Source organism: Pediococcus damnosus, assembly GCF_001611155.1.
Taxonomy (GTDB): domain Bacteria; phylum Bacillota; class Bacilli; order Lactobacillales; family Lactobacillaceae; genus Pediococcus; species Pediococcus damnosus.
This window is the reverse complement of record NZ_CP012294.1, coordinates 1447115-1467573: the sequence shown is the minus strand read 5'-3', so window position 1 is coordinate 1467573 and position 20459 is coordinate 1447115. Positions and strand designations below refer to the sequence as shown.

12 protein-coding genes, 6 tRNA genes and 3 rRNA genes are annotated in these 20459 nt (G+C 41.6%); all 21 read right to left on the bottom strand.

Features of this window, described 5'->3' with window-relative positions; translation table 11 throughout:
• Positions 1 to 183: 183 nt before the first annotated feature.
• The 21 genes from ADU73_RS06840 to ADU73_RS06740 all read right to left on the bottom strand — a co-directional run bounded on the left by ADU73_RS06840 (position 184) and on the right by ADU73_RS06740 (position 20458).
• A tRNA-Gln gene (locus ADU73_RS06840) sits at positions 184 to 255 on the bottom strand.
• A gap of 9 nt (positions 256 to 264) precedes the next feature.
• Positions 265 to 347: transfer RNA gene (locus ADU73_RS06835), tRNA-Tyr, on the bottom strand.
• 106 nt (positions 348 to 453) lie between these two features.
• On the bottom strand, positions 454 to 1275 hold the full coding sequence (locus ADU73_RS06830; RefSeq protein WP_056986386.1) for a metallophosphoesterase: 822 nt from the start codon (positions 1273 to 1275) through the stop codon (positions 454 to 456).
• Positions 1276 to 1407: 132 nt separating this feature from the next.
• A complete protein-coding gene (locus ADU73_RS06825) occupies positions 1408 to 2886 on the bottom strand; it encodes a peptide MFS transporter (protein ID WP_226996026.1) in 1479 nt (492 codons plus the stop codon).
• 114 nt (positions 2887 to 3000) lie between these two features.
• Positions 3001 to 3073 (bottom strand) — tRNA-Thr (locus tag ADU73_RS06820).
• Positions 3074 to 3125: 52 nt separating this feature from the next.
• Positions 3126 to 3198, bottom strand: a tRNA-Asn gene (locus ADU73_RS06815).
• Between the two features lie 6 nt (positions 3199 to 3204).
• Positions 3205 to 3321, bottom strand: a 5S ribosomal RNA gene (gene rrf, locus ADU73_RS06810).
• 91 nt (positions 3322 to 3412) lie between these two features.
• Positions 3413 to 6335 (bottom strand): 23S ribosomal RNA (locus ADU73_RS06805).
• Between the two features lie 173 nt (positions 6336 to 6508).
• Positions 6509 to 6581: transfer RNA gene (locus tag ADU73_RS06800), tRNA-Ala, on the bottom strand.
• 13 nt (positions 6582 to 6594) lie between these two features.
• Positions 6595 to 6669: transfer RNA gene (locus ADU73_RS06795), tRNA-Ile, on the bottom strand.
• A gap of 88 nt (positions 6670 to 6757) precedes the next feature.
• Positions 6758 to 8335, bottom strand: a 16S ribosomal RNA gene (locus tag ADU73_RS06790).
• The 16S, 23S and 5S rRNA genes sit together here with 4 tRNA genes alongside, the layout of an rRNA operon.
• A 498-nt stretch (positions 8336 to 8833) precedes the next feature.
• Positions 8834 to 10306: a lysine--tRNA ligase gene (gene lysS / locus ADU73_RS06785; protein WP_100078178.1), complete on the bottom strand. Its 1473-nt coding sequence runs from the start codon at positions 10304 to 10306 to the stop codon at positions 8834 to 8836.
• Positions 10307 to 10400: 94 nt separating this feature from the next.
• The gene (gene dusB / locus ADU73_RS06780) at positions 10401 to 11408 is read right to left on the bottom strand and encodes a tRNA dihydrouridine synthase DusB (RefSeq protein ID WP_062913318.1); all 1008 of its coding nucleotides are present in this window, start codon (positions 11406 to 11408) and stop codon (positions 10401 to 10403) included.
• Positions 11409 to 11541: 133 nt separating this feature from the next.
• Entirely contained in the window at positions 11542 to 12426 is an 885-nt protein-coding gene (gene hslO, locus ADU73_RS06775) for an Hsp33 family molecular chaperone HslO (protein WP_046871928.1), read from the bottom strand.
• A 122-nt stretch (positions 12427 to 12548) separates the two neighbouring features.
• Positions 12549 to 14726 carry an ATP-dependent zinc metalloprotease FtsH gene (gene ftsH, locus ADU73_RS06770; protein WP_046871929.1) on the bottom strand — a complete coding sequence of 726 codons (2178 nt, stop codon included), beginning with the start codon at positions 14724 to 14726 and terminating at the stop codon, positions 12549 to 12551.
• A gap of 96 nt (positions 14727 to 14822) precedes the next feature.
• Positions 14823 to 15365, bottom strand: coding sequence for a hypoxanthine phosphoribosyltransferase (gene hpt, locus ADU73_RS06765; RefSeq protein WP_046871930.1), 543 nt, complete (start codon positions 15363 to 15365; stop codon positions 14823 to 14825).
• On the bottom strand, positions 15365 to 16762 hold the full coding sequence (gene tilS, locus ADU73_RS06760; protein ID WP_062913317.1) for a tRNA lysidine(34) synthetase TilS: 1398 nt from the start codon (positions 16760 to 16762) through the stop codon (positions 15365 to 15367). The genes hpt and tilS overlap by 1 nt, the downstream gene beginning before the upstream one ends.
• An 82-nt stretch (positions 16763 to 16844) precedes the next feature.
• Positions 16845 to 17336 (bottom strand): S1 domain-containing RNA-binding protein, encoded by a 492-nt coding sequence (locus tag ADU73_RS06755; protein ID WP_046871931.1) that lies wholly within the window; start codon positions 17334 to 17336, stop codon positions 16845 to 16847.
• 156 nt (positions 17337 to 17492) lie between these two features.
• The gene (locus ADU73_RS06750; RefSeq protein ID WP_062913316.1) at positions 17493 to 17864 is read right to left on the bottom strand and encodes an FtsB family cell division protein; all 372 of its coding nucleotides are present in this window, start codon (positions 17862 to 17864) and stop codon (positions 17493 to 17495) included.
• A 212-nt stretch (positions 17865 to 18076) separates the two neighbouring features.
• Positions 18077 to 18346: an RNA-binding S4 domain-containing protein gene (locus ADU73_RS06745; RefSeq protein WP_046871932.1), complete on the bottom strand. Its 270-nt coding sequence runs from the start codon at positions 18344 to 18346 to the stop codon at positions 18077 to 18079.
• A gap of 519 nt (positions 18347 to 18865) precedes the next feature.
• Positions 18866 to 20458, bottom strand: coding sequence for a putative polysaccharide biosynthesis protein (locus ADU73_RS06740; RefSeq protein WP_420892288.1), 1593 nt, complete (start codon positions 20456 to 20458; stop codon positions 18866 to 18868).
• Between the last annotated feature and the right edge of the window lies 1 nt (position 20459).

The window sequence follows — 20459 nt, the reverse complement described above, 5'->3', positions numbered from 1 at the left end:
TACACAAAAATGACTGCCGACTAAGGTAGCCATTTTTTATTTTCAATTTCTATTATGATCATAATAGAAATTGAAAGAACAAGCTTTCAACAATATTGATTCTCATTCAAAGTTAAGGGATAATTTTAAAAAAGAGCTGTTATATCAACCTTTACGATTGAATAACAGCTCTTAACATATATATTGGGCTAGATGGGATCGAACCATCGCATCTCGGGATCAAAACCCGATGCCTTACCGCTTGGCTATAGCCCATTCATAAAATGGAAGGGAGTGGATTCGAACCACCGAACCCGAAGGAGCGGATTTACAGTCCGCCGCGTTTAGCCAGACTTCGCTACCCTTCCCTATGAATTGCTTCAACGTTTGAAACGCATCCGACTAAAATATGATACCGAAAATCCAGACAAATATCAAGTACTTTCAGCAAATTTGTTAAAATAATTTGTAAAATTATAATTCAAAACAAGCTAATCGCGCTTGCCATTCTTCTAAAAACGTTTCATGTTGCCATTCATTAATCCTCTTATTATGATACCCCACTGCTTGATTATAGTACACCGTTTTTGCGAATTTTTTCGGTTTAGGATGAATATGCATATGTCCAAACACCACTATTTCTGTTCCAAACTGCTCCAACAATTTTCCCAGGCGTTCGCTACCCATATAGGCATTAGCCATATTCCACAAGTTGCCTTCTGGTGCATATCGAATATAATCCCGTCTTGGTACAAAATGCGTATAGTATAAAACGCGTTTTTGAGCCTTCTCAGCCATTTTCAGCTGTTTCGTACTCTCATCCAAAACTAAGTCCATTCGTTCAGTATCAGTCATTGGTTGCTGAATAGAGCTATCTATCCAGTAGGCACGTTTCCAAGTTTCAAAATCAGCAACTGTTTTGCCAGAAACATTATCGGCAAAGCTATAATCATACCAGCCATTATTGCCAATCACACGCCAATTTGTTCCAGGGACATCTAAAAATTGATTGTGCATGTAACTATCATCCAATGCACTTTCAAGCTCACTGAAAGTAACTCCTTTAACCATGTCGTGATTACCGGCAATAAATTTAACAACTGTCTGTGATCTCAACTCTGTTTGCAAACGATGCACGTAATTTAAACTTTTTTCAAAGTCATTAAATAAGTCTCCAGCAATCAAGTAAATACCAACCTCTTTACTTGCCAAATACTCAGCTTGTCTTTTTATCATCTCGTCAACATCCAGGCGATTAACATCGAAATGATTATCACTAGTAACTGCAATTTTCATAATCTCACCCCTAACAATCTGAATCTATTTAAAGCTAATTTTACACTAACCATTAGTCGACATCTCACGAAAGACTCAATGTAAATAAAAAGACCAGTTCTGAGAGCAGAAACTGATCTAATCTTTTTAGTTTTAATTGATACCAACCATTTTTGAAGAAATCCACCGCGATATAAGTAACAGCAGGAAGCCAAAAACAATACTGACAGAGCCAACAATTAAGAAGTAAGGAACTTCTGTAGCAGTACTATAAAAGCGCACAATCTGCGAGTTAATAGCTTGCCCAGCTGCATCAGCCAAGAACCACATACTCATCATCTGGGATCCAAAAGCCTTTGGTGCTAGTTTTGTCGTAACCGACAATCCAATTGGTGAGATAAGCATTTCGCCAATTTCTACAATTGCCCAACTGCCAACTAACCAAAGTGGACTAACTTTCCCGGATGTTCCAAAAAGGATTCCAGGAAGGGCAATGAACAGATACGAAAGTCCAGCAAACCCTAATCCATAAGAAAACTTATGTGGTGATGATGGCTGGCGGTTTCCTAATTTAATCCACATCCATGCAAAGAATGGTGTATAAAGCATAATAAACAATGGATTTAAGGATTGAAACTGCGATGCCGACAACGTTATAGCGCCTAAATGTAATTGAGTTCTTTGTGCGGCAAATAAAGCAAGAACGGTTGAACCTTGTTCTTCAATAGCCCAAAAGATAACAGCTGCAATAAACAAAGGCACATAAGCTAATAATCGTGAACGTTCAATTTTAGTAACTTTACTACTTGAAAACATGAGGACAAAGTATACGATTGGCGTCGTTACAGCAATCACACTTAATAACAAGATAACATTTTCAATGTTCATAATATTTGCAAGTTTCATCGCAAGTAAAATCAACGCAAAAACGACTATTCCAAGGGTAACCGACCATTCAATTTTACGGGCATTTTTAGGATCAATAGGATCTGAAGGATACAGACTATCTTTGTTAAGATACTTCTTACCACCAAAATAATACTGTACTAATCCAAAGAACATACCAATCGCTGCAAGAGAGAATCCAGCATGAAAACTAACGTGCCCGCCGACCCAGCCAACTAACTGAGGCGCAACTAACGACCCTAAATTAATACCAAAAACGAAGATACTGAATCCAGAGTCACGACGAATATCATCTTCTGTATATAATCCACCGACCATTTCCGAAACGTTAGGCTTCAATAAACCAGTACCTATTACGATCAAAGCAATTGATATAAATAAGCCCGGAGCACCCAAGGGTAAGGATAAGGCAATATGACCAAACATAATGAAGATCCCGCCTAAAAAGACGGTCCTTCTTGGTCCCAAAATTCGGTCACTAACAAATCCACCGATAACACTTGTAAGATATACTAGTGATCCATAAATGGACATAATTGAAGCGGCGGTTGTTTGGCTAAAACCAAGTCCGCCTTTTGATACTGCGTAGTACATATAGAAGAGTAAAATGGCTCGCATTCCATAGTAACTGAAACGCTCCCACATCTCCGTGTAGAACAACGTTGATAATCCCCTTGGCTGTCCAAAGAAGGACTTATCATCGCTCACGTCGTTTTTGTTATTCAATTTCTTTCTTCCTCCAAACATCTCTCCGAAATTATGTGACATCATTTTTAGCAGTGGTGCTTCCCAAATTCTCCTAAAAACAACAAAAGACACCTTTTTGAGGTGTCTTTATAATGCCGGCTAGGCGACTTGAACACCCGACCCTCGGTTTACGATACCGATGCTCTACCAACTGAGCTAAGCCGGCATTATAGAAAAAGATGCTAACTTTCAATTCAGAAGGTTAACATCTATCACTACTCCGGCAGGCGGGCTCGAACCGTCGACAACCTGATTAACAGTCAGGTGCTCTACCAACTGAGCTATGCCGGAATATTCGCATGGCAACGTCCTACCCTCGCAGGGAGCGATCCCCCAACTACTCTCGGCGTTAAGAAGCTTAACTTCTGTGTTCGACATGGGAACAGGTGTATCCTTCTCACTATCGTCACCACACTTCTCCGATCCACTTACGCGGCTCGTGTGAAAGAAATTTATTCTCTCAAAACTAAATAATATCGAATCCTTCTCTTGAGAACACCACTTTGTGGTTAAGTCCTCGACCGATTAGTATTGGTCCGCTCCATGTATCACTACACTTCCACTCCCAACCTATCTACCTGATCATCTCTCAGGGATCTTACTTCCATAAATGGAATGGGAAATCTCATCTCGAGGTGAGTTTCACACTTAGATGCTTTCAGCGTTTATCTCATCCATACGTAGCTACCCAGCGATGCTCCTGGCGGAACAACTGGTACACCAGCGGTATGTCCATCCCGGTCCTCTCGTACTAAGGACAGATCCTCTCAAATTTCCTACGCCCGCGACGGATAGGGACCGAACTGTCTCACGACGTTCTGAACCCAGCTCGCGTACCGCTTTAATGGGCGAACAGCCCAACCCTTGGGACCGACTACAGCCCCAGGATGCGATGAGCCGACATCGAGGTGCCAAACCTCCCCGTCGATGTGAACTCTTGGGGGAGATAAGCCTGTTATCCCCAGGGTAGCTTTTATCCGTTGAGCGATGGCCCTTCCATACGGTACCACCGGATCACTAAGCCCGACTTTCGTCCCTGCTCGACCTGTCTGTCTCGCAGTCAAGCTTCCTTGTGCCTTTACACTCTGCGAATGATTTCCAACCATTCTGAGGGAACCTTTGGGCGCCTCCGTTACTCTTTAGGAGGCGACCGCCCCAGTCAAACTGCCTACCTGACACTGTCTCCCGCCACGCTTAGTGGCGCGGGTTAGAGGGTTCATACAACGAGGGTAGTATCCCACCAACGCCTCCATCGAAACTAGCGTTCCGATATCTACGGCTCCTACCTATCCTGTACAAGTTGTACAAACACTCAATATCAAGCTACAGTAAAGCTCCATGGGGTCTTTCCGTCCTGTCGCGGGTAACCCGCATCTTCACGGGTATTATAATTTCACCGAGTCTCTCGTTGAGACAGTGCCCAGATCGTTACACCTTTCGTGCGGGTCGGAACTTACCCGACAAGGAATTTCGCTACCTTAGGACCGTTATAGTTACGGCCGCCGTTTACTGGGGCTTCATTTCAAAGCTTCGCCGAAGCTAACTCATTCACTTAACCTTCCAGCACCGGGCAGGTGTCAGCCCCTATACGTCATCTTACGATTTTGCAGAAACCTGTGTTTTTGATAAACAGTCGCCTGGGCCTATTCACTGCGGCTGATCTTGCGATCAGCACCCCTTCTTCCGAAGTTACGGGGTCATTTTGCCGAGTTCCTTAACGAGAGTTCTCTCGCTCACCTGAGGATACTCTCCTCGACTACCTGTGTCGGTTTGCGGTACGGGTAGTTAAACTCTAACTAGAAGCTTTTCTCGGCAGTGTGACATCAGAAACTTCGCTACTTAAATTTCGCTCCCCATCACAACTTGTCCTGAAAAGATAAAGCATTTAACTCTATCTAAGACTTGTTGCTTGGGCACACTTATCCAACTGTGTGCTTTTCTTAGCCTCCTGCGTCCCTCCATTGTTCAAACAAGTTTAACTAGTACAGGAATCTCAACCTGTTATCCATCGTCTACGCCTCTCGGCCTCGACTTAGGTCCCGACTAACCCTGGGTGGACGAGCCTTCCCCAGGAAACCTTAGTCATTTGGTGGACAGGATTCTCACCTGTCTTTCGCTACTCATACCGGCATTCTCACTTCTAAGCGCTCCAACAGTCCTCACGGTCTGCCTTCATCGCCCTTAGAACGCTCTCCTATCACGCCACCTTACAGTGGCATCCACAGTCTCGGTAATATGTTTAAGCCCCGGTACATTTTCGGCGCAGAATCACTCGACTAGTGAGCTATTACGCACTCTTTAAATGATGGCTGCTTCTGAGCCAACATCCTAGTTGTCTATGCAACTCCACATCCTTTTCCACTTAACATATATTTAGGGACCTTAACTGGTGGTCTGGGCTGTTCCCCTTTCGACGATGGATCTTATCACTCACCGTCTGACTCCCGGACATAAATCAATGGCATTCGGAGTTTATCTGAATTCAGTAACCCTAGATGGGCCCCTAGTCCAAACAGTGGCTCTACCTCCATGATCCTAAGTCCGAGGCTAGCCCTAAAGCTATTTCGGAGAGAACCAGCTATCTCCAAGTTCGTTTGGAATTTCACCGCTACCCACACCTCATCTCAGCACTTTTCAACGTACACGAGTTCGGTCCTCCAGTGCGTTTTACCGCACCTTCAACCTGGACATGGGTAGGTCACTTGGTTTCGGGTCTACATCTGCATACTCAGTCGCCCTATTCAGACTCGCTTTCGCTACGGCTCCGTTTCTTCAACTTAACCTGGCATGCAAACGTAACTCGCCGGTTCATTCTACAAAAGGCACGCCATCACCCATTAACGGGCTCTGACTTCTTGTAGGCACATGGTTTCAAGAACTGTTTCACTCCCCTTTCGGGGTGCTTTTCACCTTTCCCTCACGGTACTGGTTCACTATCGGTCACTAGGGAGTATTTAGCCTTGGGAGATGGTCCTCCCGGATTCCGACGGAGTTACACGTGTTCCGCCGTACTCAGGATCCTGAACTGAGGGATTTTCATTTTGCCTACGGGGCTGTCACCCGCTCTGGCCAGTCTTCCCAGACTGTTCGGCTATGAAAATCTTTGGTAACTCAAATGTTCGGTCCTACAACCCCAGGAAGCAAGCTTCCTGGTTTGGGCTGTTCCCCTTTCGCTCGCCGCTACTCAGGGAATCGATTTTTCTTTCTATTCCTGTGGGTACTGAGATGTTTCAGTTCCCCACGTCTACCTCCAACCACGTTATGTATTCACGTGGCGGTAACAACGGATTAATGTTGTTGGGTTTCCCCATTCGGAAATCTCCGGATCAAAGCTTACTTACAGCTCCCCGAAGCATATCGGTGTTAGTCCCGTCCTTCATCGGCTCCTAGTACCAAGGCATTCACCATGCGCCCTTTATAACTTAACCTAACTTTATCAAAGATAAAGTGGTTTTGAGTTTAGCGATTATTTTTGAACTAATCTTGTTTTAAAACTCTATAAAACGCAATGTTCTCGGTTTAATTATCTGATAATTAAAATTAGAAAATTTTTCGATATTATTTAGTTTTCAAAGAACAAATTCGACGGCTAAGCCGTCAATGGAGAATAGCGGGATCGAACCGCTGACCTCCTGCGTGCAAGGCAGGCGCTCTCCCAGCTGAGCTAATTCCCCAAAAATGTACCTATGGGCCTAAATGGACTTGAACCATCGACCTCACGCTTATCAGGCGTGCGCTCTAAACCAGCTGAGCTATAGGCCCGTTCGCGCTTATACATTTGAGAGTAGACCTCTCAAAACTAAACAAAGTTTCGACATATGTGTAGGTTTCCGTTTCTAAATATCCTTAGAAAGGAGGTGATCCAGCCGCAGGTTCTCCTACGGCTACCTTGTTACGACTTCACCCCAATCATCTGTCCCACCTTAGACGGCTAGCTCCCGAAGGTTACTCCACCGGCTTTGGGTGTTACAAACTCTCATGGTGTGACGGGCGGTGTGTACAAGGCCCGGGAACGTATTCACCGCGGCATGCTGATCCGCGATTACTAGCGATTCCAACTTCGTGCAGGCGAGTTGCAGCCTGCAGTCCGAACTGAGAACGGTTTTAAGAGATTAGCTTAACCTCGCGGTCTCGCAACTCGTTGTACCGTCCATTGTAGCACGTGTGTAGCCCAGGTCATAAGGGGCATGATGATTTGACGTCGTCCCCACCTTCCTCCGGTTTGTCACCGGCAGTCTCACTAGAGTGCCCAACTTAATGCTGGCAACTAATAATAGGGGTTGCGCTCGTTGCGGGACTTAACCCAACATCTCACGACACGAGCTGACGACAACCATGCACCACCTGTCATTCTGTCCCCGAAGGGAACGCCTAATCTCTTAGGTTAGCAGAAGATGTCAAGACCTGGTAAGGTTCTTCGCGTAGCTTCGAATTAAACCACATGCTCCACCGCTTGTGCGGGCCCCCGTCAATTCTTTTGAGTTTCAACCTTGCGGTCGTACTCCCCAGGCGGAATGCTTAATGCGTTAGCTGCAGCACTGAAGGGCGGAAACCCTCCAACACTTAGCATTCATCGTTTACGGCATGGACTACCAGGGTATCTAATCCTGTTCGCTACCCATGCTTTCGAGCCTCAGCGTCAGTTACAGACCAGACAGCCGCCTTCGCCACTGGTGTTCTTCCATATATCTACGCATTTCACCGCTACACATGGAGTTCCACTGTCCTCTTCTGCACTCAAGTTTCCCAGTTTCCAATGCACTTCTTCGGTTAAGCCGAAGGCTTTCACATTAGACTTAAAAAACCGCCTGCGCTCGCTTTACGCCCAATAAATCCGGATAACGCTTGCCACCTACGTATTACCGCGGCTGCTGGCACGTAGTTAGCCGTGGCTTTCTGGTTGGATACCGTCACTGCATGAGCAGTTACTCTCACACACGTTCTTCTCCAACAACAGAGTTTTACGACCCTAAAGCCTTCATCACTCACGCGGCGTTGCTCCATCAGACTTTCGTCCATTGTGGAAGATTTCCTACTGCTGCCTCCCGTAGGAGTCTGGGCCGTGTCTCAGTCCCAATGTGGCCGATTACCCTCTCAGGTCGGCTACGTATCACAGCCTTGGTGAGCCTTTATCTCACCAACTAGCTAATACGCCGCGGGTCCATCCAGAAGTGATAGCCGAAGCCATCTTTTAAAAATAAACCATGCGGTTCATTTTATTATGCGGTATTAGCATCTGTTTCCAGGTGTTATCCCCCACTTCTGGGCAGGTTACCCACGTGTTACTCACCCGTTCGCCACTCACTTTATAGTTGAAATCATCTTCGATGCAAGCATCTCTAATTCAATCAACGAAAGTGCGTCCGACTTGCATGTATTAGGCACGCCGCCAGCGTTCATCCTGAGCCAAGATCAAACTCTCATATTATACTTGAGTTTTTACAAGCTCATTTGTTGTTTCATTGTTTAAAACGAATTGACTTCGCAAATGTTTGCTTCAAAATTTTCATTTGAAGACCCTACACATTTTACTTTGTCGAAACTTTGTTCAGTTTTCAAAGGTCTACTATGTCGCCGTTAAAAAGATGCAAGTAATTTTGACAGCTATATAATAATAGCATTTAGAATTAAGCATGTCAAGAAAAGTTTTTTTAATTACTTTTGCTTAACACCACATCTCCTAAGCAACGATTACTAGTATAACCAAAAAAGTGTCCATTGGTCAATACCTAAATTCATAATAATTCATCCCTAAAAGAAGATCATTTTTAGCTTTTTTCAATAAACACGAACTATTCTTTTTATCCTTTTAAATTTCATTTCTATTTATAACAATTAATCATCATAATTATCATTTTCTATATATTAGCATTCACAAAATAAAAAAATAAACTATTTGCAAAAAAACAAATAGTTTATTTTATGTTTATTTTTCTGGACGCATCGTTGGGAATAAGATTACATCGCGAATTGATGGTGCATCTGTAAGAAGCATAACCAACCGATCAATTCCAATTCCTAATCCACCAGTCGGAGGCATTCCGTATTCCAAAGCTTCAATGAAATCTTCATCGATGCCTTCTGCTTCATCATTTCCTTGTTCACGTTCTTTAACTTGCGCCTCAAAACGCTCGCGTTGATCAATTGGATCATTTAGTTCAGTAAATGCATTACCAAATTCATTACCCTTAATGTAAAGTTCAAAACGATCTGTAAAGCGAGGATCATCTGCATTTTTCTTAGCTAAAGGTGAAATTTCAACTGGATGACCATAAATAAAGATAGGTTGTGTCAACTTGTCTTGAACTAATCGTTCGAAAAATTCATTAATGATGTGACCAACTTGCCACCAGTCTTCATAGTGAATCTTATGTTCATCAGCCAATTTGCGTGCATCTTCTACAGACATTTTTGGCCAGAAATCGACACCCGTATACTTCTTGATAGCATCAACCATGTGCATCCGCTCAAAATCCTTACCCAAGTCTAAATCAGTTCCTTGATAAGTAATTTTTCCATCTGGCGAAACTGCCTTAGCTGCCGCTTTGAAAATTCCTTCCGTCTCATTCATAACATCATGAAAATCAAAGTAAGCAGTATAGGTTTCCAGCATCGTGAATTCAGGATTATGTTTCGTATCCATTCCTTCATTCCGGAATACACGGCCAATTTCATAGACTCGTTCCATACCACCGACAATTAGGCGTTTTAAATGTAATTCCAAGGCAATCCGCAAATACAAATCAATATCTAAAGCATTATGATGCGTAATAAACGGACGGGCATTAGCGCCACCAGCCTGACCATGTAAAACTGGTGTTTCAACTTCCGTATAATCTAGGTTGTCCAAATATTTACGTATTGCTGTAATGATTTTAGTTCTCTTAATAAAGCGATCAAAACTATCATCATTAGAAATAAGGTCTAAGTAACGTTGGCGATAAATTTGTTCAACGTTCTGCAAACCATGGTACTTATCAGGCAGTGGACGAAGAGCTTTGGTAAGGAACGTTAAATCTGTTGCCTTAACCGTCAATTCGCCCATATCTGTTTTCATAACTTGGCCAGTAATCCCAATAAAATCACCTATATCTGCCTGTTTAAAAAGTGCATATTCATCTTCACCGACCGTGTCCTTACGAACATAGATCTGCATTGTTCCTTTACGATCCTTAAGATCAGCAAAGCCAACTTTACCTTTACCACGTTTTGACATCATTCTGCCGGCGATGGTTGCTTGAACATCTTTCTCTTCTAACTCTTCTTTATCAAAGTCACCATATTGTTCATGAAGTTGATTAGTCAAATGAGTTCGTTTAAATGCATGTCCAAAAGGATCAATCCCCTTGTCACGTAGATCTTGCATCTTTTGACGACGAACCTTCAATTGATCATTCATGTCCTGCTCTTTTTTTGCCACTTAAAAATCCTCCTCTACCGTTAGTCACACGTATCTATGATGCCTATTTCGCACCAAAAAAGCAAGTGAATATTTACCTTGCCATTTGTTGACGTTTAATTTCTCGTTCCTGCTGCTTCTCTGCAAATCGGTCAAAGATATCATCCATTTCTTTTTCCGTTTCAGCATTATTCAAAGCAACTTTGGTTCTCGCAGAATGCGAAATCCCCTTTAAATAATAGGCAGCTTGGGTCCTAAACTCACGTGGACCCACATAGTCACCCTTCAATTCCACTAATCCATGCAAATGTTCTTTTGCAATTCTGATCTTTTCAGCTGGTTCCGGTTCATCAACCAATTCACCAGTTTCAAGATAGGTCGAAACTTGATGGAGCATCCAAGGATTTCCTAAAACTGCACGACCAATCATAACTGCCGTGGAGCCAACTTCATCAAGCATTCGTTTAGCATCTTCAGCACTTCGAACATCACCATTCCCCATAAAAGGAATTGTAAGTTGATTAGAAACTTCTTTTAAAATATTCCAATCGGCATGTCCTGTATACATTTGTTTTCGAGTTCGCCCATGCATAGCTAATGCTGAAGCTCCGGCACGTTCAGCAGCCAACGCATTTTCAACTGCAAAAACATGATCGGAATCCCAACCCGTTCTCATCTTGACCGTCACTGGCTTTTTAACAGCATCTGTTACATAGGAAACCATCTCATATACCTTGTTCGGATCTAAAAGCCAACGAGCGCCGGCCTCCGTTTTCACAACCTTATTCACTGGGCAGCCCATATTAATATCAATAATATCAGCGGCCGTATGTTGGTCAACAAACTTAGCGGCTTCTACCAGCGTTTCTTTAGTTCCACCGAAGATTTGAATGCTCATTGGATGTTCACGTGGATCTACATTCATCATACTCAGCGTTTTTTTGTTTTTATACATAATTCCACGATCAGAAATCATTTCACAAACAACTAATCCTGCGCCAAATTTTTTACAAATCAGACGAAACGCTGAATTTGTTACGCCTGCCATTGGTGCCACAACAACTTGATTGGGAATTTTTACATCACCAATTTGCCATTCCATATTTTTCACCTCATAAAAAGTGGTCTAAGTTACTTTCACTAAGTCAGCTTTGAAAACAATCCTTTTCCGTCCTAATATCGCTGACATCATGAGAATTATCATAGCACACTACTGATATCTCACCAAACGAAACTCAATTCTTAGCCTTAAGCAAAATAGCCTTCAAGTCAGTTTCACTGTATTGATACTTATTCCCACAAAAACGACAGCTAACTTCCGCACCATGGTCATCTTGAATCATCGTCTTAATTTCTTTGGATGGTAAGCTCGCCATTGCTTTTGCAAATCGATCCTTAGAACAATCACAAACAAATGAAACGGGCATTTTATCCAGAATTTTCACTTTATCATTACTAAATATTAGTTTTAAAATATCTTCAGGTGTTTTCCCTTGCCGCAACAAATCTGATACCTGTGGTAAATGGGTTAACGTTGTTTGTAATCGATTAATTGCCTCGTCACTAGCACCCGGCATGACTTGAATCATAAACCCACCAGCAACTTCAACAGTTTCATCTGGATTCACAAAAACAGACACACCAACTGAAGAAGGGATTTGTTCAGATTGCGCCAAGTAATAAGTGAAATCATCTCCAATTTCACCTGAAGCCAACCCAACCTTACCAGTAAACGGATCCTTTAGTCCCATATCTTTGGTGACTGAAAGGGTTCCCTGATTACCAACTGCTTTACCCACATCAATATGATGGCGTTTATTTAATGGCAATGAAACATGTGGATGCTGCAAGTATCCCTTGACCGTACCGTTTGCGTTTCCGTCAACGACGATCCCACCAACAGGCCCACCACCATTAATTCTAACGGTCATTTTTTCTTCACCTTTTAGTAAAGAAGCCGCCAGCATGGTAGTTCCAACTAATGAACGCCCCAAGGCTGCGGTCGCTGCACTCCAAGTATCATGTCTTTTTTGTGCTTCCTGAACAAGATTCGTTCCGTTAATCACATATGCACGGAACATCCCGTCATTAATTATACTTTTTATTAAATAATCTTCCATATCTTCTCCTCAGCTTTTCTTCACTATCTTATATTTTTACACATTTTAAGGTTGAAACCAACCCAATGCTACAAAAAACAGTAAACTCTCAATAAAGAAAGTTTACTGTTTATAGTTTGAATTTAAAGATTTGTGTGATCGTCTGAATGATCATCTTGTGAATCTTTCTTAGAATCACTAGAATTTTGATCATGAGAACTTGGTAAACGATGTTCACTACCAGAATCATCCGTATCATGTTCGCTTGGTGTATTCAATGGTGTATCTTCTTTATCGGTATCTGAATCATCCTTGCTATCATCATCCGCATGACGTTCTGCTTCTTTACGTTCTAATTCACGTTTTGATTCTTCAAATGTAGCTGCCTTTTCACTTGGGAAATCAGAAGCTGCCCCACTGTCGGGCATCTTTCCAGTCTTAAACAAGCTCAAAATTTGTTTTTCATCCAAAGTTTCATACTTCAAAAGTGCTTCAGCAATAATCTTATGCTGTTCACGATGTGAAGCAATGATATCCAACGCGGTTTGATGCCCTTCATCAGTAAGACGACGAACTTCATCATCAATAATTCCAGCTGTCTTCTCAGAGTATGCAGGACCACTTTCGCCATAGTACGACTGTCCAGGAGCTGCTAACTCAACTTGGCCAATCTTGTCACTCATCCCGTATTGGGTAACCATCGCGCGAGCAATTCCAGTTGCTTGCTGGAAGTCATTAGAAGCGCCAGAAGATTTCGAATTAAAGATCGTTTCTTCAGCAGCACGACCACCCATTAACCCGGCAATCTGCTCCATAGCGTCTTTTTTAGACATCAAGTTCTGATCTTCACGAGGAAGCATGATGGCATAACCACCTGCACGACCTCGAGGAACAATCGTAACTTTATGAACAACACGAGCGTCATTCAATACTAAACCAACAATTGTATGACCAGCCTCATGGTAAGCCACTGTCTTACGTTCAAGTGGGTTAACAACTGCATTCTTCTTGGCTGGACCAGCAATAACTCGATCTTCAGCCTCATCCAAATCGGATGCATCGATAACCTTCTTATTACGTCTAGCCGCAAGTAAAGCTGCTTCGTTTAATAAGTTTTCAAGATCAGCACCAACAAACCCTGGAGTCTGTTTTGCAATCTCATTTAAATCAACATCTTTATCCAATGGTTTGTTTTTAGAATGAACCTTCAGAATTGCTTCACGACCACGAACATCGGGACGACCAACCAAGATCTTTCGATCAAATCGGCCGGGACGAAGTAAGGCTGGATCTAAGACATCAGAACGGTTAGTAGCCGCCATGACAATCACGCCTTCATTACCCGTGAATCCATCCATTTCAACCAACAATTGATTCAACGTTTGTTCACGTTCATCATGGCCACCACCCATGCCACTGCCACGTTTACGACCAACCGCATCAATTTCATCAATGAAGATGATGGAAGGAGAATTCTTTTTAGCTTGATCAAACAAATCACGTACTCGACTAGCACCAACTCCGACAAACATTTCAACGAAGTCTGAACCAGAAATTGAGTAGAATGGAACACCCGCTTCACCAGCAACAGCTTTTGCTAGTAAAGTTTTACCAGTACCCGGGGGCCCCTCCAAGAGGACACCGGCCGGTATTCGCGCCCCTAACGAAGAAAACTTACGAGGATCCTTCAAGAATTCAACAACTTCAACTAATTCTTGTTTTTCTTCTTCTTCACCTGCAACATCAGAGAAACGAACTTTGTTAGACTTTTTATCAGCCGGTTTAACTTTTGATTTACCAAAGTTCATAACACCCTTGCTGCCGCCACCGCCACCTTGGCCGGCTTGGCTCATCATCATGTAGAAGAAAACGATGAAGATAAGAAGTGGTATTCCTGTAACTAATAACTGGACCCAGAAACTGTTAGAAGCCTCTGGTTTTGTGTCCATTTTGACATTTTCCTTTTGTGCAGCTCGGGTAATTTGTGCAGTCGTAGAATCATTCTGCAAAACAGTTGCTGTAAAACTATCAACTGTAGTACTCGAACCAGACGCCGGGAATAAACCAGATTGGGCAGAAGCCTTTTGTGCAGTACGATATTTACCGGTAATTTTATAAACACCATTCGTAGGCTGTACTTCAAAACTCTTAACCTTATTCTTTTGCAATTGGGTCACAAAATCACTTGATGAAATCGTCTTTGTTTGTGTTGAACTACCTTGTCCAGTGAAGAAATAAATAATCCCCACAATACACAAGAAAATAACGATATAAAACAAACTGTTTTTTAAAAGTCCGTTGTTATTCCCTTTTTTATTCATTGGAATCCTCCTTGATAACGGTTTTACGAATGCTGAGCAAACCTCTGCTTTACCTTCGATAGATAGATAATATCACACTTGACCAATTTTGACCAATTATTTATCCAGATAAATTTTAGGCTTCAAAACACCTACGTATGGCAGATTGCGATACTCACCTTTATAATCTAGTCCATACCCAACGACAAATTCATCAGGAACTTTAAAACCAACATAATCTGCTTTAACTTCTAAAACTCGTCCAGTTGGTTTATCTAATAAAGTACAAACTCGAACACTTTTAGCATGGCGTTGCTTTAAAAGGTCAATAATAAACTTCAAAGTTCGTCCGGTATCAACAATATCTTCAATAATTAAAACGTCACGATCAGCGACATTTTGAGTAATATCAGTTACCAGCCGAACTTCTCCGGAAGATTTTGTTCCCCCATTGTAACTGGAAACGTCAATAAACGCCAACTGTGTGTAAACGTCCATTTGGCGCAGAACATCGGTTGTAATAAAAACAGCCCCAGATAATACACTAATCACAACTGGTACCTTATCCTTATAATCCGTCGTTATTTGCTGTCCCAACCGTTTAGCTGCTTTGGCAATGTCCTCTTGACTATACAAAATACGTTCAATATCATCGTTCATCAATTCAATTCCTCCAGATTATTTGTTTTCCAGATTATGAAATACTGTTGTTGCTGGCTGTCAAAAGGTTCTTCAAGCCAACTCTTACGAATTCCCAATAGCCAAACTGCTTGTTGATTGGCATCCTTTAATACTGGCCAACCTTTGCGTTTTGAAACCGGTACTTTAGCATCCATCAACACGCGACGGATGGATTTATGGCCACCATTTTTTAAGCGAAGTTTGATATCTACTGATCCAGCTCCCACAAAAAATGGTGTTTTAATTTGGTTCTTACTAAGTTTCATTACTTGATCGGCATTTACTAAATCCTGAGATATTTTGTTGGCATCAAACCATCCAACCGTCCCGTACTCTCCAATATCATGCCATTGATTTAATTTTAACATAGAATACACAGGTGCTTGGCCTTTTTCTCGCAATTCACTTGCAGGAAAAAAGCCAAATTGGGCGTAATTTTTTGAAAAAAGCATCTGAGAAGAGACCTGAATCTGCGCGGTTGGTTTTTGTTGATTATGTAAAAGATGCAAGATTTCTATCCGCTGAGAATCTGTCAATTTGCCTGCCCCAAGTTTCTGCAAAGCAATTTCTTGTAAAACCAAATCTTGCCATTCCGGACTCAGCTTTAAAAAGGCCTCGGTTTGATACCCATCCTTGCTCATAATTTGTTTAACAAGTTCATCTGCATGTTGTGATGTGGCCCGCAACAGCCTTTGAAGTTGTGTTTCATAACTTTGAACATGTGCCAAAAACTTTGAATTTTCCTGCTTAAGTTTTGGCACAATTTCTGTTCGCATTCGATTTCGCGTAAGGCTTTGATCTGTATTGGTCTCATCTTCATACCACTTCACATGGTTATCAGTTGCAAACTCACGAATGTCAGTCTTAGCAAAATTTAAGAGTGGACGCTGAATTTGCGTGTGTTTTGTTAATTGTCGCACCCCAATTCCTTGCAATTGTTGAAGCGATCCGCCACGCACTAACTTCATCAAAAACGTTTCAGCTTGATCATCAGCATGGTGAGCCGTAAATAAAAATTGTGCTTGATATTTATCAGCAACTTTCGCAAAAAAAGTGTAACGAATTTTTCGAGCCGCATTTTCAATTCCCGTTTTGGGATGTTTTGAAACTGGCCAAACTTCAATTTCCAGCTTTAACTGATGTGCTTTAGCGTAAACTTCAATGAACGCCTGCTCTTCACTACTTTGGTTCCTTAATTTGTGATTTACATGGGCAATTACAATTTTAGGCCGTTTGGCCAATGGAAGATTTTCCAACAGCGTGAGCAACACCATCGAATCTACTCCCGTCGAAACAGCAACGACGACCACCGTTTTTGGTGTTAATTGGTAATCACGAATCGCTAAATTAAATTCATCTTGGAGTTGGCTCTTCACGTGACTTCACCTTCTAACTTTTTAAAAAAGGCCCGACCAAAACAAATGTTTTGAATCAGACCCTATACTTTATCTTACTAATTTAACTGCGACGACCGCCACGACCGCCACGCTTGCCTTCAGTATTATGTTTCAAGGTTGTAAGGCGCTCCTCACTATCTTTCAAGAATCCAGAAAGTAAGGAATCAAAATCCTTTGGTGCTTCATGATGACTATTGTTGTGTCCCTGATAATGAGAACTTGATTTTGAAGAATAATGCGAATTAGTAGTATGTCCTGCATGATTCGAATGATTAGCATGTTCAGAGTGACTATGATGCTCATGTTCATGTTCTGGCCGATCCTCGGCCTTACGCATTGATAGTCCAATCTTGCCATCATCACCGATTGTCAGAACTTTGACTGTGACCGTATCCCCAACAGTTAAAACATCATGGATATCTTTTATAAACTTGTTGGAAACTTCGCTAATGTGAACTAATCCTGTTTTGTGATCGCCTAAATCAATAAACGCCCCAAAATTAGTGATTCCAGAAACTTTACCAGATACTTTTGACCCAACTTCAATTGCCATAAAAAAGTACTTCCTCCTTAGACTATGTGTAATTAGTATAGCACCACCTAACGTTGAGTGCGAGAAAATCAGAAGCAAAGCTGACCAATAAAAAAGGCCAATTATATTTTTGAAATAACGAGCTTCAAAATAATTGGTCTTTTAAAAAATTAAATTTTATTTTTGACTCACATCTTCAGAATGATCAGAAGGCAAACTGTAAATGATTTCACCCGACTTGCTGTAATAATACTTTTCCCGAAGTAACTTTTGTAAATAATTATCATTATTTAATTGTTTCACTTGGACATCTAAAGTTTCATTTTGATTTTTAGCAGTTGTATAATGTTTTTTACTTGTACTAATTTGTTGTTCAACTTGCGCCCTTTCATAATGCGTATGGATGAGTTGGAAGGAAAGGATGCCGGCAAAAACAATAAAGATCCCCATAATAATATAAAAGCGATGTAAACGAGCTGTACGAATTTTGCTTATTTTTTCAGTAGCTATTGTATTTTGTTTCTTAATATCGTTCACATTACTCACCATTTATGCAACCCCACTTTTGATTTTTACTATTTCTACCTGTAATTATAACAACCTCTCAGAAACCTGTCCATGGCTTTGTAGCGAAGATTTCATTAAATTTTGTAAGTGGTTTCCTATGCACTAAAAATGGGGCCAAGCAACCACAAAGTGGAAACCTGACCCCATTTATTTTGGTTTTTAAAATTGGTTGAGAAAGCTAACGCCCAAACAATTTATTTTCGATAATCTTTCTCGTAATCTTCCGCCAAAATTGTAAACATGCGTTCTGCATCATCTTTTTTAGTTGTCTCTAACAATGCATCGACCCGAACCGTCAGCGTTTTATTTCCAAACTTAATCACAAGCTTGTCATTCACAACAACATTGGTAGATGATTTCGCTACGCGCCCATTAATTGTAATCCGTCCCTGATCTGCAATTTCTTTGGCAATAGAACGTCGTTTAATGATTCTCGAGATTTTTAAAAATTTATCTAATCGCATTTGTTCTCCTCGTTTCTATTTAGTTATCGTAATGCTACTAAGGGTTGAAAGTACTAAGCTTCACCTAATTACCTGATACAAAAGAGTTAATAACAATCAAATTAGTTCAGATGCCGTCTTCCAGCAAATCTGGGCCGGAACGTAGTGGGCACGACTGAGCCCATTTTCTTCCAGACTGATTCAAGTTTTAAAATTAATTATATTTAACACAAAGATTGTTATGGAGGTGCTCGTACGAATTATCTATAGACAACAACTTCCCCAGTTCGTAGGCGTTTTGGCCTCAGGGGTAAAATTTATCTTAGCGATTTATCGTTTAGATAAAGGTCGAGTTTGAAGACAAGTGACCTGCTTGGCTTCAAATCGTGCCCACCCCGTTCCAGGCCAAGTGAGCCGGAGGACGGCAGTTTACCTAATTTCGATGGACTAAATTTTTTAATAGCAGTACCCGGAATCATTTTTGTGCCTTCTCCCCTAATAATGCTATCCAAAAGTAATTTACTTTTTTGAAAATCCTCGTTATCTAACTATTTTTTTGAGTAATTTCTTTCCATATGGAATGGTTAACCATTCGCGAATCGTGAACAAACGCACACCAATGGCAACCCCAATGAATGTTAAGCCACCCAATAAAACCACAGCCACAACAATAATTCCTAATTCTATTCGACCTACATCAGGAAACAGTCCCAGCAACACCAGTTTACTCCAATTAACCACCAGTGCCATACTTCCGCTTGCAAGTACCAATTTTGCGAAGAATCGCCAATCTAGTTTAAGGTTATCCTTCAAAGAATCTGGGCTACCAATTTGCATGCAAATCAGAATCACGGCCAAACTGAGCACCGTTACTAAACTAGCACCGTTGATTCCATACTTGGTCACTGCCAACCGGTTGAAAACTAATTTCACACCTAAACCTGTAAAAAAGGCCAATATTGCCGGTCTGAAAACATTCACACTTTGGAGCACACTATTATAAGTCGCAATTAGGGCAGCTAAAATCACAGCGATCACATAAATCATGATTGCGGAGGTTCCTTCGGTATTTCCAAACAATAACCGGTTAATTTGAGGAAGCAAGGTGATCATCCCTACCGTTGCGGCAACCGAAATTGCCAAACTAATGTGCAACATTGATTGAACGGTTCTTTTAAACTCGTAACGATTATGCTTTTGAACTGCCTTGGTTAAGGTCGGCAATAAGGTGGTTGAAAATGAAGTTGCCACCACTAACCCCAACTGAACCAAGGGCTGAGCACGATCGTAAATTCCTTTTAGTGCCTTTGCGTTTCCATTAGACACACCACTTGCTACCAGCCCATTTTTCACAGTAAACGAATCAATTAACTGCAACAGAATGATAATGGCTGCAAATAAACAAATTGTGCCACCCTCTATCAAAAACCGTTTGCCTAATTTTGAGTAGCTAGTAACTGGCTCTAACGAAACACCAGCTTGACTTGGTAAGGGTGCAAATATTTTTTTCCGAAATAATCGTAAAAAGTATAAAGTGCTCACAATTGCAGCCACGACTGCTCCTGACATTGCCCAGGTGCCCATTCGATATACGTTCCAATTTTGACTAGCTGCTGTGTAGGCCACACCAATAATGATTGCTACGCGGACCACCTGTTCCATTACTTGTGAGCGGGCCGTGGGAATCATCTGAAAAATCCCTTGATAATAGCCTCTCCCAACTGCCAGAAAAGGCATGAAAATAAACATTAACGAAACACAGCGGATCAAAGGTGTAAGCCCAGCATCTCCCATTCCACCAGCAATCTCAGGAGCAAAGCTCAACAATGAGATAACAATTACAAGTGAAATACCACTCAGAATAACAAATGCTCGCCGCGCAATTTTAACCTTCTGTATTTCAGTTTCTTGTTCAGCAATTAATTTAGAAACAAAAACCGGAAAGCCGCTCAGCGCAAACGTGATCCCAATCCCATAGATCGGATCTATTTGTTGATAGACGTAAAAACCGGTGTTACCCACTAAATTTTGGAGAGGAATTCGATAAACGGCACTTAACACCTTTGCCACCAGTGACGCGAAGGTTAAAATAAACGCTCCTTGCATCGCATTTTTCATCTTTTTATTTTGCACG

Excerpts from the sequence above, each read along its gene's own strand:
- ftsH (WP_046871929.1), bottom strand. The coding sequence starts at position 14,726 with ATGAATAAAAAAGGGAATAACAACGGACTTTTAAAAAACAGTTTGTTT.
- dusB (WP_062913318.1), bottom strand. The coding sequence starts at position 11,408 with ATGGAATGGCAAATTGGTGATGTAAAAATTCCCAATCAAGTTGTTGTG.
- hslO (WP_046871928.1), bottom strand. The coding sequence starts at position 12,426 with ATGGAAGATTATTTAATAAAAAGTATAATTAATGACGGGATGTTCCGT.
- ADU73_RS06745 (WP_046871932.1), bottom strand. The coding sequence starts at position 18,346 with ATGCGATTAGATAAATTTTTAAAAATCTCGAGAATCATTAAACGACGT.
- ADU73_RS06830 (WP_056986386.1), bottom strand. The coding sequence starts at position 1,275 with ATGAAAATTGCAGTTACTAGTGATAATCATTTCGATGTTAATCGCCTG.
- lysS (WP_100078178.1), bottom strand. The coding sequence starts at position 10,306 with ATGAATGATCAATTGAAGGTTCGTCGTCAAAAGATGCAAGATCTACGT.
- ADU73_RS06755 (WP_046871931.1), bottom strand. The coding sequence starts at position 17,336 with ATGGCAATTGAAGTTGGGTCAAAAGTATCTGGTAAAGTTTCTGGAATC.
- ADU73_RS06750 (WP_062913316.1), bottom strand. The coding sequence starts at position 17,864 with ATGGTGAGTAATGTGAACGATATTAAGAAACAAAATACAATAGCTACT.
- hpt (WP_046871930.1), bottom strand. The coding sequence starts at position 15,365 with ATGAACGATGATATTGAACGTATTTTGTATAGTCAAGAGGACATTGCC.